Origin of the sequence: Xanthomonas sontii (assembly GCF_040529055.1) — a bacterium.
Taxonomy (GTDB): Bacteria; Pseudomonadota; Gammaproteobacteria; order Xanthomonadales; family Xanthomonadaceae; genus Xanthomonas_A; species Xanthomonas_A sontii.
Window position 1 is genome coordinate 2790897 of record NZ_CP132342.1, and the last position, 13763, is coordinate 2804659.

The 13763-nt window shown below is 70.8% G+C and carries 14 protein-coding genes and 1 tRNA gene; 6 read left to right on the forward strand and 9 right to left on the reverse strand.

Going from position 1 to position 13763, the window contains the following annotated elements; translation table 11 throughout:
• Positions 1–257: 257 nt before the first annotated feature.
• From RAB70_RS11745 to RAB70_RS11765, 5 genes are all read right to left on the reverse strand, one after another.
• Complete coding sequence (locus RAB70_RS11745; protein ID WP_148829154.1) at positions 258–1256, reverse strand: HlyD family secretion protein; 999 nt, start codon at positions 1254–1256, stop codon at positions 258–260.
• Positions 1257–1264: 8 nt separating this feature from the next.
• Complete coding sequence (locus RAB70_RS11750) at positions 1265–1471, reverse strand: DUF1656 domain-containing protein (protein ID WP_017909051.1); 207 nt, start codon at positions 1469–1471, stop codon at positions 1265–1267.
• Positions 1455–3626, reverse strand: coding sequence for an FUSC family protein (locus tag RAB70_RS11755; RefSeq protein ID WP_148829155.1), 2172 nt, complete (start codon positions 3624–3626; stop codon positions 1455–1457). The genes RAB70_RS11750 and RAB70_RS11755 overlap by 17 nt, the downstream gene beginning before the upstream one ends.
• The gene (locus RAB70_RS11760) at positions 3623–4120 is read right to left on the reverse strand and encodes a MarR family winged helix-turn-helix transcriptional regulator (protein WP_017909053.1); all 498 of its coding nucleotides are present in this window, start codon (positions 4118–4120) and stop codon (positions 3623–3625) included. Before RAB70_RS11760 ends, RAB70_RS11755 begins: the two co-directional genes overlap by 4 nt.
• Positions 4121–4402: 282 nt before the next feature.
• Entirely contained in the window at positions 4403–4879 is a 477-nt protein-coding gene (locus RAB70_RS11765; protein ID WP_017909054.1) for an LEA type 2 family protein, read from the reverse strand.
• 690 nt (positions 4880–5569) lie between these two features.
• On the opposite strand from RAB70_RS11765, the gene RAB70_RS11770 reads away from it, so the two are divergent.
• A tRNA-Phe gene (locus RAB70_RS11770) sits at positions 5570–5645 on the forward strand.
• Positions 5646–5650: 5 nt separating this feature from the next.
• Here the strand turns inward: RAB70_RS11770 and RAB70_RS11775 are convergent.
• Positions 5651–5773 (reverse strand): hypothetical protein, encoded by a 123-nt coding sequence (locus RAB70_RS11775; RefSeq protein WP_265531488.1) that lies wholly within the window; start codon positions 5771–5773, stop codon positions 5651–5653.
• A 240-nt stretch (positions 5774–6013) separates the two neighbouring features.
• Here RAB70_RS11775 and RAB70_RS11780 point away from each other — a divergent pair, with 240 nt between their 5' ends.
• Positions 6014–6259 (forward strand): hypothetical protein, encoded by a 246-nt coding sequence (locus tag RAB70_RS11780; RefSeq protein ID WP_148829156.1) that lies wholly within the window; start codon positions 6014–6016, stop codon positions 6257–6259.
• A gap of 95 nt (positions 6260–6354) precedes the next feature.
• Positions 6355–6900, forward strand: coding sequence for a lipocalin family protein (locus RAB70_RS11785; RefSeq protein ID WP_148829157.1), 546 nt, complete (start codon positions 6355–6357; stop codon positions 6898–6900).
• Between the two features lie 267 nt (positions 6901–7167).
• On the opposite strand, the gene RAB70_RS11790 is transcribed toward RAB70_RS11785, so the two are convergent.
• The 3 genes from RAB70_RS11790 to queG are packed head-to-tail and all read right to left on the reverse strand — an operon-like array spanning position 7168 to position 10074.
• Positions 7168–7554, reverse strand: a complete 387-nt coding sequence (locus tag RAB70_RS11790) for a hypothetical protein (protein ID WP_148829158.1) — start codon at positions 7552–7554, stop codon at positions 7168–7170.
• Positions 7555–7582: 28 nt separating this feature from the next.
• On the reverse strand, positions 7583–8923 hold the full coding sequence (xseA, locus tag RAB70_RS11795) for an exodeoxyribonuclease VII large subunit (protein WP_148829159.1): 1341 nt from the start codon (positions 8921–8923) through the stop codon (positions 7583–7585).
• A gap of 26 nt (positions 8924–8949) precedes the next feature.
• Positions 8950–10074, reverse strand: a complete 1125-nt coding sequence (queG, locus tag RAB70_RS11800; RefSeq protein WP_148829160.1) for a tRNA epoxyqueuosine(34) reductase QueG — start codon at positions 10072–10074, stop codon at positions 8950–8952.
• Positions 10075–10097: 23 nt separating this feature from the next.
• On the opposite strand from queG, the gene RAB70_RS11805 reads away from it, so the two are divergent.
• From RAB70_RS11805 to RAB70_RS11815, 3 genes are all read left to right on the forward strand, one after another.
• On the forward strand, positions 10098–11585 hold the full coding sequence (locus RAB70_RS11805) for an NAD(P)H-hydrate dehydratase (RefSeq protein ID WP_148829161.1): 1488 nt from the start codon (positions 10098–10100) through the stop codon (positions 11583–11585).
• A complete protein-coding gene (gene tsaE, locus RAB70_RS11810) occupies positions 11582–12064 on the forward strand; it encodes a tRNA (adenosine(37)-N6)-threonylcarbamoyltransferase complex ATPase subunit type 1 TsaE (protein WP_148829162.1) in 483 nt (160 codons plus the stop codon). The genes RAB70_RS11805 and tsaE overlap by 4 nt, the downstream gene beginning before the upstream one ends.
• A gap of 80 nt (positions 12065–12144) precedes the next feature.
• Positions 12145–13725 (forward strand): N-acetylmuramoyl-L-alanine amidase, encoded by a 1581-nt coding sequence (locus RAB70_RS11815; protein WP_148829163.1) that lies wholly within the window; start codon positions 12145–12147, stop codon positions 13723–13725.
• The last annotated feature ends 38 nt before the right edge of the window (positions 13726–13763 follow it).

Consider the following 13763-nt stretch of genomic DNA (forward strand, 5'->3'; position numbering starts at 1 on the left):
TGCGCCGTGCTGGTTTGCTGCGGTAGGCGTCTGCTGCCGCTACGAGCGCGCCACTGGCAGCCCGTTGTTGCCGCGGCTCGGCGGGATCTGTCCTTGCAACGTGTGGGCGCGGCTTCAGCCGCGACGCGGTGTAGCAGGAATGCGCGTCGCGGCTGAAGCCGCTCCTGCAAATGACGTTTCGTCGTTGTTGGAGCTGCCCCGAAAACCGCTCCTACACGTGAGCCCGCCTGATCGCTGGAGGCCCCATAGGCGCGGCATCAGTTTTTCCGCGGATGCACGCTGACCGTGGCAGTCATGCCCGCAGCGAGCAGGGTGCCCTGCGGCACGCTGGCCGGATCGATGCGGATGCGCACCGGCACGCGCTGCGCCAGGCGGATCCAGTTGAAGGTGGGGCTGACGTTGGCCAGCAGCGAGGTGCCGGTCGGATTGTCGCTGTCGGAAATGCCGCGGGCGATGCCCTCGACCTGGCCGTGCAGCATCAGCCCGCCGCTCATCAGGCGGATGTCGGCGCGGTCGCCGACGTGGACCCGCGGCAGCTTGGTTTCCTCGAAATAGCCGTAGACCCACATCGCATCGTCGCGGACCAGCGCCAGGCGTGCATTGCCGGCCTGGGCGTAGTCGCCGACGCGCACTTCCAGATTGGTGATGTAGCCGTCGGCGGTGGCGCGGACCTGGGTGCGCTGCAGATCCAGCTCGGCCAGGTCAAGCGCGGCCTGCGCCTGTTCCACCGATGCCACCGCCTGCGCCTGTGCCGCGGTGGCCTGGCCGCGCAGCGCCGCGCTGCGGTGCACGTCGGCCTGCGCCGAACGCGCGGTGGCTTCGGCGTCCGAGCGCGCTTCGGCGGAGATCACCGCGGCGGCACGCGCGCGCCGTTCGGCCTGGGCGCGGCGCATCTGGAATTCCGCTTCGCTGGCCGCCTGGGTGGCGGCCGCTGCCGACAGGCTGGCACCGGCCGCACGCGCCTGCGCCTGCGCGACCGCAAGGTTGGCGCGGGCCTTTTCCAGGGCCAGCTCGTAGCGCTTGCGGTCCACGCTGAACAGCAGGTCGCCGCGCTTGACGTGCTGGTTGTCGCGCACGGCGACCGCATCGACCAGGCCGGACACGTCCGGCGCGATCCGCACCACTTCCGCGCGCACGCGGCCGTCGCGGGTCCAGGGCGAGAGCATGTAATGGCGCCACAGCGCATGCGCCAGCAGGGCGGCGACCAGCACCACGAGGGCGGTCAGGGCGAAACGGATCAGGGCAGGGGTCTTCATGGCGGGACTCACGGAAGAAGGAGCAGGCCGAGGGCGGCGAAGGCGCCGACGTAGACGGCCAGACGGAACAGGGAGGGATGCCAGGCGTAGCGGTACAGGCCAGCGCGGCCGGCGACCGCGTCCAGCGCCCAGGCCACCAGCAGCAGGGCCAGGCCCAGCACCAGCAGGCCGGGCACGTACACGCCGGCGATCGAGAGTTCAGCGGGCAGCAGCATCGTCGGCTCCTGGGGGGGCGGTGGTCGGCGCAGGCGTATCGGCCAGCGCGGCGAGAACGGAATCGGCGTCGAGCAGCGCGCCGCGCAGCAGCAGCAGGTGCTCGCGGGTGGGTTTCCAGCGCAGCGGTACCGCGCCTTCCACCTGGCTGGCGGCCAGCGCCGCCTCCACCCGCTGCAAGGCGTGTCGGTGCCGGTGCGGGCTGGGGTCGAGATACAGGTCGGCCAGCGCCTGCACGGCGGCCTCCACCGCGGTGGCCAAAGCCGGCGGCAGCGTGCCTTCGGCCGCATCGCGGCGCAGTTCGACCAGGGTGCGCCCGGTTTCGTGCACCGACAGCGCCCAGCCGAGCAGGTCGCGCAGTTCGTCGCTGCCCGGCGGGGTGTGCGCGACGATCTGCTGGAACAGGTCGCGGTTGACGCTCTCCAGTTGCAGCGCCAGCCCCGGCAGCGGCGCACGCGCGGCCAGCGTGGTCTGCCGCCGCAGCCGCTCCAGCAGGCGCCGGCGCTGCCAGCGGGTGCCGATCACCGGCGGTACGAATACGAACGTCGCGCTCACCGCCAGCGTCCCCAGCAGCAGCGGCACCACGCTGTTGAAGGTGGCCGCGGCGTTGAAGCTTGGTGTCGGCTGGACCGCCAGGATCGAAACGAAGGCCAGGTTGGCGCCGGTGGCGAAGCCGTACAGCGCCGGTTTCGAGGCCAGGTACAGGGTCACCAGCAGGAACGGCAGGGTGCCGGCGACGAACAGCACATAGCCGTCCATCTGCGGCAGCACCAGCAACTGGCAGATCACGCCGAGCACGATGCCGAACACGAACCCCTTGAACAGCGAGCGCGCGGCAGCGGGCGCGTTGGCGCTGGACGACAGGATCGCGCTCAGCGCCACTGCCTGGAACACCGCGGTGGCGCCGCTGATCCAGCCGGCCTGGATCCACAGCCAGCACATCGTCGCCACCAGCAACGCGCTGCGCAGCGCGGTCAGTGCGGCCGCGGCGTAGTCGTTGCCGCGCACGAACACCGCGGTGTCGCCGCGGTCCTGCGGCGTGCGCCACTGCTGCGGCGCGACCAGGGTCGCCTCGGTGGCCACGTAGTCGTGCAGGTCGGCGAAGAAGCGCTGCAGCAGCGACACGCCGGTGTCGAATCCCTCGTGCCGTGCCGCCGGCAGGGTCGCACGCGCTTCGGCCGCACGCGTCGCCAGCGCATCGCGGCACGCCGCCAGCTTGCGCGCGGTCGCGGCCGCGCCCTCGCGTCCGCCGCGGTCGCTGAGTGCGGCCTTCAGCGGCCGATACAGGCCGATCAGCGCCTCGGCCACCTCCGCATCGCCGCTGCGCAGCAGCCGGTTGATGTAGTGGTGCAGCGCCTGGAAGCTGGTCGACACCGCCATGAAGCGCTGGTTGAGCAGGCGCAGGCGGCCGCTGCGCACCCGTGCCTCCGGATCCTCGAACACCACCGAACTGCGCAGGTCCTCGATGGTCACCGCGTCGCGCACGAAGCGCAGGTGCGCCTGCTCCATCGCCTCGCGCGGCAGCTGCCCGCCGGTGGCGTCGCGGACGAAGTCCAGGAAGCCGTCGGACGCGCGGCGCACGGTGTCGCGCAGGGTCTGGCGCAGCCGGCTGGGAAACACCACGTCGCTGACGATGCCGGTCACCAGCAGGCCCAGCACCACCTCGGTCACCCGCGCCACCACCAGGTTGAACACGTTCTGCGGCTGGTTCACCGCCGGCAGCGCGATCAGCGCCACCGTGTAGCCGGACAGCACGAAGGCATAGGCCTTGAAGTTGCGGTACAGCAGCGCGCCGCCGGTGCAGGCGCCGATCCACAGCGACAGCGCCAGCACGAACAGCACCGGCTCCTGCGGGAACAGCGCCACCATCGTCAGCGCCGCGACGCTGCCGATCAGTGTGCCCAGCACCCGGTAGAAGCCCTTGGCGAAGACCATGCCGGTCTGCCGGTGCATCACCACCACCACGGTGATCATCGCGGTCATCGGCGAGGCCAGGTCCAGACGCAGGGCGACCCAGCCGGCCAGATAGATCGACAGCAGCGTGCGCAGCACGAACAGCCAGGCCTCGCCTTCGCCGCGCAGGGCGTCGGCCAGCAGGGTGCGCAGGCCTGGCGCTGCCTCGGCAGCGGCGGCGGCGTTGGGGTGTTGTGCGCTCATGCGGCGTCCTCGACCCCGCGCAGCAGGGTCTTCAGCAGCGCCTGCAACTGCGCCAGCGCCGCCGGATCCAGATGCTGCACATACGTGTCGAGCTGGGCGGAGAGGTCGGGGATCAGCGCCTCGATCAGGCGCTCGCCGGCCTCGGTCAGCCGCAGCAGCAGCATGCGCCGGTCCTCGGCACTGGGCATGCGCTGGATCAGGCCCTTGTCGACCAACTGACTGGTCAGACGGGTGATGTTGGCCGACTTCTCGCCCGCCGCGTCGCTCAGCTGGGACGGGTTCAAGGTTCCGTCGGGACTGGCGTCGATCATCATCAGCACGTTGTATTCGGCGTAGCTCAGGCCATAGGGCCGCAACACCTCGTTGCTCTGGTCCAGGCTGAGCTTGTGCAGCAGCTTGATCAGCCGCAGGACCAGCGCGGCTTGCCGCGGGAAGTGCGGATGCTTGCGGGCGGTCACGTCCAGGCGCTGCTCGGTGGCGGCGAAGCGGCTCATGCGCGGCTCGATGATTTGTACATGTATAAATAATACATTTATGTATTAATTTTGCGGTAACGCCGGCTGAACGCGGCCCGCTGGAGGAGGTGTGCCTCAGGAAAAGCGCACGGACAGGTCTGCGCCGAGGGCGCCGTGCGTTAGCGTGCCGCGCGGCAGGTCGAGGCAGCGCCTGTGTCCGGTGAAGCGCGGGTCGACGCGCAGGCGCGTTCCGCGCCCCGGAAGCCGGGACGTCGCGTTGGAGGGAGCGGGGACAGGTGGCGCCTCAGCGCCACCGCCGGGTCAACGCAGCACGCCGTCCAGGCCGGGCGCGGGCGAGAGCATGTTGCGGGTGTCGATCTCGAAGCTGCGCGGCTTCTTGTCTTCGGGTGTCGCGGCGATGCTGCCCTTCAGGGTGTACTCCAGGCTGCGGCGGCCGGCCAGGGCATCGGCGACGGCCATGCGCGCGCTCGAGCTGGGCTTCAGCGCGACGCTCACCACGTCCGCCGTCTCCGGGCCGATCGAGATCCCGGGCGCGGCCTGCAGGCTGCCGGCCGCTTCGCCGCCCACACCGAGGTCCAGACGCAGGGTGTCGTAGCGCATCGGAATGCTGCTGTAGTTCTGCAGGCGCAGGTCCACCTTCCAGCTGCCGTCCATGTTGACCGTCAGTTGCTGCACGCTGGCGGCCGGGTCCGACACACGCCGCACGATGCCGTCGCTGCAGGCGCCGAGCAACGCGGTGCACAACACGAGCAAGCCGAGGCGGAGCGGGTGACGCATGGGCGGAATCCACGGAAAGGAAGACCGGCGAAGACTACACCACACCCCTGTCTGCCGTGGTGGCGCAGCGATGGCGGAGCCTCCCCCGGACTGCGCGGGCTGCGGAAAGCTGGCGGCATGCTGGCGGTCGCGCGCGCGACGTGACATGACGTGACGCAAGGCGGACAGCGGACACGCTCTACTGGCGCCTTCGCTTGGTGTCGTGCGCTTCCGCCACTGGAATGGCAGGCTCGCCCAACCTAGCTGCGCGATGGCGTCGTCCGCGTCGTGCCATCTGCCGTCAGCCCGCAATCCGGCATGCGGCCGGCCTGTGGGCCGGCCATTACCCCGTTCCGTCATGCCATCCACCTCCTTTGCTGCTCCTCCGATCGCCCTTGGCGCAGCAACCCACCAGATCATCCAGGCTGACCCGCACGTCCCTGCGGACGTTCAGGTATGGCGGAATGACCGCGGCTGGCCGGGCGTCCAGTCGGTGTCCTCGGCGATCCGGCCAGCGGCCATCACCAAGGCGTCCCTGCCGTGCGCCGGCCGGATGCCGAGGACGTGTCCAGCATCGCGCCCCCTCGGATCGGACGCAGTCGGCGCAGGCCGCGGCGGTCGGTAGGAAAATTCTGCAACATTGCGCTTGCCCAATCCCGATCACCTCGCTATGATGCGCGTCCTCGCACCGGTCCTGCCGCGTTGCGCAGTGGCCGAGTAGCTCAGTTGGTAGAGCAGGGGATTGAAAATCCCCGTGTCGGCGGTTCGATTCCGTCCTCGGCCACCATTCTTTCAGGGCTTGCAGCAATGCAGGCCCTTTTCTTTTGCCGCGAGGGTTTGCGGCATCTGCATGCCTTGGCGGTGTGTTGTGCTGCCTTGCTCGCCGTCGTCGAAGGTGGCGTACGGCGTCGTCATTCGGCGTCCGGGCCGATCTCCCGCGCTGTGCAGATTTCCGCATGCGCGAGGCCTGTTGCGACTGTCCTCTGCCCTGATCGGGTGTGAAGAAGGCGTGTCAACGTTCGTAGACAACTGCACCCAGTTCACGGTTTTTCGGGATCTTCCGCTCAATCAACGGCGCTGGCTGTCGTAATCATAGGCACGGGCAATCGGGGGAACCTGCCAATGACCAGCGGATTCGGACGGAGATGTGGCGGCGTGGCCCTGCTGTTGGCCATGGCCGGCAACGCCGTGGCAGCCCCTTCCGACCGGACCGAGCATGCGGGCGAGCAGGGCGGTCACGGTGCCGATGCGCCCTACATCGAGCAGGTCGGTTCCGAGTGCGTGATGGTCAATACCTACCTGCAGCGGCGCGACGGGGTGGTCGAGCGCGTGGTGCTGCGCGAGCCGGTGCAGTGCGCCAGCCGTCCGGACCAGCACTCCATGGCCGATCTGAGCAACTGACCGCCGCGCCATGACGGCCGGCGCCTTGCGCCGCGCTTTACATCGCTGCGCCGCTCCTGCATAAGCTGCTGCTTCCCGTCCATCGGAACCTGCGCATGCGCCTTTCGCCGATCGCGCTGCTGTTGCTGGCGTGCCTGTTGTGCCTCGCACCGCCGCTGCGCGCCGCGCAGCCGGTGAGCTCGGTCGCCGCGTTCGATCTCGGCCGTTATGCCGGGCAATGGCACGAGATCGCGCATCTGCCGGTTTCTTTCCAGAAGAAATGCGTCGGCGACGTCACCGCGGCCTATGTGCTGCGCGACGACGGTCAGGTCGGCGTGCGCAACGCCTGCCGCACCGCCAGCGGCGACATGCTGGCGGCCGACGGTGTGGCCCGGCGGGTGGAGGGCCATCCCGGGCGGCTGCAGGTGCGCTTCGCGCCGGATTGGCTGGCCTGGCTGCCGATGGTGTGGGCCGACTACTGGGTGATCGCGCTCGACCCGGATTATCAATGGGCGCTGATCGGCGAACCCGGACACAAGTATTTGTGGGTGCTGTCGCGCTCGCCGCGCATGCAGCGCAGCGTGTTCGAGGGCATCAAGGCCAAGGCGGTGGCGATGGGGTACGACCTCGACCCGCTGCTGGTGGTCGCGCCGCTGGACTGAGTGGGCGCTGCCGGCGCGTCGTTGCGGGCGGATCGGTGCCACATGGGCCACAGGCGCTGAAGACCGGGCCATCGCTGGGACTTTGCCGCGCGCTGTACGGCAGCGTGGGGCAGCGACTTGCAGTTCGCTGTGGCCGGCTGCTTCTGTCGGCGGTGGCGGTTGCCCTGGAAAATGCGCATTGGCGCCGGCTGTCTGGCAGCGCATCGTGCATGCCGGGGTGGCGCGTCGCTGGTCACCGTGTGTGATGGACGCTGCAACCGCTCGGCGTCAGCCGGGAAATGCCGTCAGGGCCGCGGCCAGCAGGTCTGCGCTGTCGCCGTCGCGCAGCGCCTGCAGGGCGTTGCGGCCATCGGCCAGGCGCACCTCCCGCAGCCATTGCGACAGCGTCGCCAGATCGCTGCCGCAGCCGTTCCAGGCCACGCAGATGGTGTCGCCGACATTGTGCAGGTCGGCGTGGTTCAGATGCTCCAGGGTGCCGTCATGCGCCAGCCAGGCGAGTGCGCGTTGCGCATCCTCCGGTGCGCCATAGGCGGCGCCGTCGATCAGCGACAGCAGGTCGCTGCTGTCGGCGCGCCGCTCGGCCCGGCGCCGTTCGGCGCGACGCATGCCGTGCAGGATCGCCTTGATCCTTCCTTCGTGAATGCTGTCGGTCATGGGTGGCGAGGCGATGCGGGTGGATGGGTCACTCTGCGCGCTCGGCGCGCAGTTGCAGTTCGCCGTCGGCCAGGCGTGCGCGCAGCCGATCGCCGGGCGCCACCTGGGCGGCCGAGCGCACCACGCTGCCGTCGTCGACGCGGGTCAGGATGCTGTAGCCGCGCGCCACGGTGGCCAGCGGGCTGACCGTCTCCAGGGCGCGCGCCAGTGCGCGCAGGCGCTGCGCATCGGTCTGCAGTTGCCGCGCCATCGCCGCCTGCGGACGTCGGCCCAGCGCCAGCAGGCGCACCCGCAGCATCGCCAGCCGCCGTTGCGGCTGCGCGGCGCGCAGCACCGCGGCGGCATGGCGCAACTGGGCATGCCGGCGTTCCTGCTGTTGCCGCCACACCGCCGCCAGCCGCCGTCCGATCTCGTGCTGGCGGCGCTGCAGCAACTGCAGGCGCACCTGCGGGCTCTGCGCCTGCAGGCGCAGCAGGGCGCGGTCGGCGCGTTGCTGCGCTTGCCGCAGCCGGTGCTGCTGCCAGCGCAGCAACGCGGCATGCTGGGAACGCAGGCGCGCGCCGAGATCGCGCTGGTCGGGGACCAGCAATTCGGCGGCGACCGACGGGGTGGGCGCGCGCAGGTCGGCGGCGAAATCGGCCAGGGTCACGTCGGTCTCGTGGCCGACGGCCGACACCACCGGGGTGACTGCCGCGGCGATGGTGCGTGCCAGGTGTTCGTCGTTGAATGCCCACAGGTCCTCCAGCGAGCCGCCGCCGCGGGTCAGCAGGATCGCGTCGTAGCGGCCGCTGGCGTCGGCCTGGCGCAGCAAGGCGGCAATCTGCGCCGCGGCGCTGTCGCCCTGGACCAGGCTCGGCAGGATGTCCACCTGCAGCAGCGGCATGCGCCGGCCGAGCACGCTCAGCACATCGCGCACGGCGGCGCCGCTGGGCGAGGTGATGACCGCCAGGCGCCGCACGAAGCCGGGCAGGGCGCGCTTGCGCTCGCTGGCGAACAGACCCTCGGCGGCGAGCCGCGCCTTGAGCTCCTCGAACGCGCGGCGCAGCGCGCCTTCGCCGGCTTCCTCCAGATGATCCAGCACCAACTGGTAGTCGCCGCGCGCTTCGTACAGGGTCAGGCGCCCGCGCGCCAGTACGCGCAGGCCTTCGCGCGGCACGAACCGCAGCCATTGGCTCTTGGGCTTGAACATCGCGCAGCGCACCTGCGCGCGCGCATCCTTCAGGGTGAAGTAGAGGTGGCCGGACGAGGGGCGGGTGACGTTGCCCAGTTCGCCCTCCACCCAGGCCACCGAGAACGTGCTCTCCAGCAGGTCGCGGGCCAGCGTGTTGAGCTGGCTGGGGCTGAGGATCTGGTCGGTGCGATCGGGCATGCGGGCAGTGCAGGGCGTACGGGCGCCTATCCTCGCACGTCGGCTTTCGGCGCCGGTGATGCCGGCGCTGCCACGTCGGCCGGTGCTTGCGTATGCCTGGCCAGCGCCCACTGCACGTGCTCGCGCACCAGCGGCGACGGATGCTGCGCGCGCGCGCCGAGCGCAGCCAGTACCTGCGGCGTGGTCGGCGCGTTGCCCAGCGCCACTGCCAGATTGCGCAGCCAGCGCTCGTGACCGCTGCGGCGGATCGCGCTGCCTTCGGTGCGGCGCAGGAACTCGTCTTCCTCCCAGGCGAACAGCTGCGCCAGCGTGGCCTTGTCCAGGTCGTTGCGCGCACGGAAGTCCGGTTCGTCGCTGCGCTTGGCGAATTTGTTCCAGGGGCAGATCAGCTGGCAGTCGTCGCAGCCGAAGATGCGGTTGCCGATCGCCGCGCGCAGTTCCTCGGGAATCGCGCCGTCGTGTTCGATGGTGAGGTAGGCGATGCAGCGGCGCGCATCGAGCCGGTACGGCGCGACGATCGCCTGGGTCGGGCAGACGTCGATGCAGCGCGTGCAGGTGCCGCAGTGGGCGCTGGCCGGCGGGTCGATCGGCAGCGGCAGATCGACGTAGATCTCGCCGAGGAAGAACCAGGAGCCGCCGTTGCGGTCGATCAGGCAGGTGTGCTTGCCGATCCAGCCCAGGCCGGCGTCGCGCGCCAGGGCGCGTTCGAGCACCGGCGCCGAATCGACGAACACGCGGTGGCCGAACGGGCCGATCTCGTCCTGGATGCGCTCGGCCAGCTTCTGCAGACGGTTGCGCATCAGCTTGTGGTAGTCGCGGCCCAGCGCATAGCGCGCGACGTAGGCGCGCGCGCCGTCGCGCAGCGTGTCCCAGGCCGAATCGTCGTCGTTGCGGCCGTAGTCCAGGCCCACCGAGATGACCCGCAATGTGCCGGGAATGAGTTCGGCCGGGCGGGAACGCTTGTCGCCATGCTGGACCATCCAGTGCATCGTCCCGTACAGGCCCTGTTCCAGCCAGTCGCGCAGATGCGCCTCGTCCTGCTGCAGTTCGATGCCGGCGATACCGCAGCGCTGGAAGCCGAACGTGCGCGCCAGCGCGCGGATGCGCGCGGCGGCGGCGTGGGGATCGGCGATGTCGAGACGGGCGGACATCGCGCAAGTATAGAATCCCGTGCATGTACGACGGCTTCGATCTCTATGCCACCGCGGACGCGCGCCGCATCGATGCGCAGGCCACCGCGCTGCTGGGCGGCGACGGCTATGCGCTGATGCAGCGCGCCGGCCAGGCCGCGTGGCAGACGCTGCTGCAGCGCTGGCCGCAGGCGCAGCGCATCCTGGTGTCCTGCGGCAGCGGCAACAACGGTGGCGATGGCTACGTGCTGGCGCGGCTGGCGCATCGCGCCGGGCGCCAGGTGCGCGTGCTGCAGTTGCCCGGGCGCGGTCCGCAATCGCCGCTGGCGCAGCGTGCCTGCACCGACTACATCGGCGTCGGCGGTCGCATCGAGGAGTTCGACGCGGCACTGGCGCCGGCCGACGTGGTGGTCGATGCGTTGCTGGGCATCGGCCTCAATCGCGCGCCGGACGCCGAACTGGCGGCGCTGCTCGGCGCGCTGGGTGGACTTGGCGCGCCGGTACTGGCGCTGGATGTGCCCAGCGGCGTGGACGCCGAAACCGGCAGCGTGCCCGGCGCGGTGTTGCCGGCGACGCTGACCTTGCAGTTCATCGTGGCCCACGCCGGTTTGCATACCGGTGCGGCCTTGAACCATGTCGGCGAGCGCGCGCTGGCCACGCTGGAGGTGCCGCCCGCCGCATTCGCCAACTGCGCGCCGCGCGCACAGGCCTGGACCGTCGGCGCCTTGCGCCGCCATCTGGCGCCGCGCCGGCAGGACAGCCACAAGGGCGATTCCGGGCATGTGCTGTGCGTCGGCGGCAACCTCGGCAGCGGCGGAGCGGTGATGCTCAGTGCCGAATCGGCCCTGCGCAGCGGGGTCGGCCTGGTCAGCGTGGCGACCCGCAGCGCGCACGTGGCGCCGCTGCTGGCGCGCTGCCCGGAAGCGATGGCGCATGCGGTCGACGAGGCGGCGGCACTGGCGCCGTTGCTGCGCAAGGCCAGTGTGGTCGCGCTCGGGCCCGGGCTTGGCCAGGACGATTGGGCGCAGGCGCTGTGGCAGACGGTCCTGGCCGATTCGGACCGCGCGCTGATCCTGGACGCCGATGCATTGAACCTGCTTGCGCAGGCGCCGCGGCCCGTCCCGCAGGCGGTACTGACGCCGCATCCGGGCGAGGCCGGGCGCCTGCTCGGCATCGCCACCGCCGAGGTGCAGCGCGATCGCTTCGCGGCCGCTGCGGCCTTGGCCGAACGCTACCAGGCGACGATTGTGCTGAAGGGGGCCGGCAGCCTGGTCGCCGCGCCCGGGCAGGTGCCGCGGGTGATCGCCGCCGGCAATCCGGGCATGGCGGTTGGCGGCATGGGCGACCTGTTGACCGGGGTGGTCGCTGCGCTGCGCGCGCAAGGGTTGCCGGCGTTCGAGGCGGCCAGCGTCGGCGCGCTGCTGCATGCCGGCGCCGGCGATCGCGCGGCCGCCGACGGCCAGCGCGGCCTGCTGCCCACCGACCTGTTGCCGGCGCTGCGGCGCCTGTCCAATCCGGAATCCGAACCATGAGCCTCAGCTTGTTCCTGCCCGACAGCCAGGCCACCGAACGGCTCGGTCGCGCGCTGGCCGCGACCCGCCCGACGCAGGCCGCGGTGCATCTGCACGGGGATCTGGGTGCCGGCAAATCGACCCTGGCACGGGCGCTGCTGCGCGCGCTCGGGGTGCAGGGCGCGATCCGCAGCCCTACCTACACCCTGGTGGAGCGTTACCCGCTGGCCGATGGCGAGGCCTGGCACCTGGATCTGTACCGCATCGGCGCGGCGGGCGAGCTGGATTTCCTCGGGCTGGACGAGGGCGGGGCCACGCTGTGGCTGGTGGAATGGCCCGAACGCGGCGGCGACGTGCTGGCGCCCGCCGATCTGGACGTGCGCCTGGCGGTGCACGGCGACGGGCGTCGTGTCGCCCTGCAGGCGCGTACCGATGTGGGGACCGCCTGGCTGGCGCAGCTGGCCCAGCAGGCCGACTTGCAGGGACTTTTTGCCGGCTGACGCTAGAAAGTGAAGGCAGGTTATGGATTATTAAGGGAAAACCGCTTGCCTTTGACTCCCGGCGATGTTTGAATCGCGTTATGCGCCCGGGGACCCGTTTTTTCGCCAGTTTCGCCGCTGCCGCAGGCTGGTGCCTGGCGGCGCAGACGGCGTTTGCCGGGCAGGTGCAGTCGGTCTCGCTCGACAACGGCGCCACCGGCACCCGCGCCGAGATCCGCCTGCAGGGCAGCGGTGGCTTCAGCACGCTGTCGCTGGCCAATCCGAATCGCCTGGTCGTCGATCTTCCCGATTCCTCCGCTGCCAAGGGCCTGAAGCTGCCGGCCGGCGGCGGCGTTGTCAGCGCAGTGCGCACCGGGCATCCGGTGCCGGGCACCTTGCGCATCGTGTTCGACCTGAGCAGTTCGGTGGTGGCGTTCAAGCCGCAGATGCAGACCATCGGCGGCAGTTCGGTGCTGGTGATCGAGTGGCCGGGCGAGGCCCCGGCGGGCAAGGCGGTCGCCGCCGACGCGCCGGCAGCCGTGGCCCCGCTGCCGCAGGCCACGCCTGTTGCAGCGCCCAAGCCGGTAGTGGATGCGCGCGCCGAAGCCGCACGCGCGACCGCGGCGCTGACCTCGTCGGTGGTGCAGCGTGCCAGCCAGCCAGCGCCGACCCCGGTGCCGCCGCCCGCCGCGCCCACGCCAGCCCCGACCGTCGTTGCCTCTGCGCCGAGCGTTGCTGCCGCGGTGGCCGGCCGTCCTGTGCCCGGCGTTGTGCCGACGCCGGCGCCTGCGACAGTCGCGCCGCCGGCGAACGCGCCGTCCGAGCGTGACGACGCGGACGACGATGCGGCGGTGGTTGCTGCCGCCGAAGCACGGCCGGTGATGCCGAGCGCGGCCTCGCGGGTGAAGATGGCGCCCGGCATGCGTCCGCTGATCGTGGCCATCGATCCCGGCCATGGCGGCCAGGATCCCGGTGCCAGCGGTCCGACCGGCAAGCACGAGAAGGACGTGACCCTGGCGATCGGCCGCGAACTGGCGCGCCAGATCAACGCCACGCCGGGCATGAAGGCCTACATGACCCGCACCACAGACGTGTTCATTCCTCTGCCGATGCGCGCGCAGAAGGCGCGTGCGGCCAAGGCCGACATCTTCATCTCGATCCACGCCGACGCGGCCGAGAACCGCAGCGCGACCGGTTCCTCGGTCTATGTGCTGTCGACCAAGGGCGCGTCCTCGCAGCGCGCGCGCTGGCTGGCGGACAAGGAAAACGCCGCCGACCTGATCGGCGGCGTGCGCCTGCAGAAAACCGACAGTACGCTTGCCAACGTCTTGCTGGACCTGGCCCAGAGCGGCCACATGAAGTCCTCCGAAGATGCGGCCGAGCAAGTGCTGGGCGGACTCAAGCGGATCGGCAACAACCACAAGCCCGAGATCGAGCGCGCGAACTTCGCGGTGCTGCGCACCTCGGACATGCCGGCGATGCTGGTCGAGACCGCCTTCATCTCCAACCCGGACGAAGAACGCCGGCTGACCGATCCGGCCTACCAGCGCCGCATCGCCGGTGCCGTGCTCGATGGCGTCAGCACCTTCTTCACCCGGCAGCCGCCGCCGGGCACGTTGTTCGCCGCGCGCGCGCAGGCCGAGGCGGAAGCGGCCAGCACGGTGGCCGGCGGCAGCCGCTGAGGCGCTATCATTAACGGCTGATCCTCGATGACGGCGTC

Coding starts and splice junctions, on each gene's coding strand:
- RAB70_RS11745 (WP_148829154.1), bottom strand. CDS start 1,256: ATGAAGACCCCTGCCCTGATCCGTTTCGCCCTGACCGCCCTCGTGGTG.
- RAB70_RS11750 (WP_017909051.1), bottom strand. CDS start 1,471: ATGCTGCTGCCCGCTGAACTCTCGATCGCCGGCGTGTACGTGCCCGGC.
- RAB70_RS11755 (WP_148829155.1), bottom strand. CDS start 3,626: ATGAGCGCACAACACCCCAACGCCGCCGCCGCTGCCGAGGCAGCGCCA.
- RAB70_RS11760 (WP_017909053.1), bottom strand. CDS start 4,120: ATGAGCCGCTTCGCCGCCACCGAGCAGCGCCTGGACGTGACCGCCCGC.
- RAB70_RS11765 (WP_017909054.1), bottom strand. CDS start 4,879: ATGCGTCACCCGCTCCGCCTCGGCTTGCTCGTGTTGTGCACCGCGTTG.
- RAB70_RS11775 (WP_265531488.1), bottom strand. CDS start 5,773: ATGACGACGCCGTACGCCACCTTCGACGACGGCGAGCAAGGCAGCACA.
- RAB70_RS11785 (WP_148829157.1), top strand. CDS start 6,355: ATGCGCCTTTCGCCGATCGCGCTGCTGTTGCTGGCGTGCCTGTTGTGC.
- RAB70_RS11790 (WP_148829158.1), bottom strand. CDS start 7,554: ATGACCGACAGCATTCACGAAGGAAGGATCAAGGCGATCCTGCACGGC.
- xseA (WP_148829159.1), bottom strand. CDS start 8,923: ATGCCCGATCGCACCGACCAGATCCTCAGCCCCAGCCAGCTCAACACG.
- queG (WP_148829160.1), bottom strand. CDS start 10,074: ATGTCCGCCCGTCTCGACATCGCCGATCCCCACGCCGCCGCCGCGCGC.
- RAB70_RS11805 (WP_148829161.1), top strand. CDS start 10,098: ATGTACGACGGCTTCGATCTCTATGCCACCGCGGACGCGCGCCGCATC.
- tsaE (WP_148829162.1), top strand. CDS start 11,582: ATGAGCCTCAGCTTGTTCCTGCCCGACAGCCAGGCCACCGAACGGCTC.
- RAB70_RS11815 (WP_148829163.1), top strand. CDS start 12,145: ATGCGCCCGGGGACCCGTTTTTTCGCCAGTTTCGCCGCTGCCGCAGGC.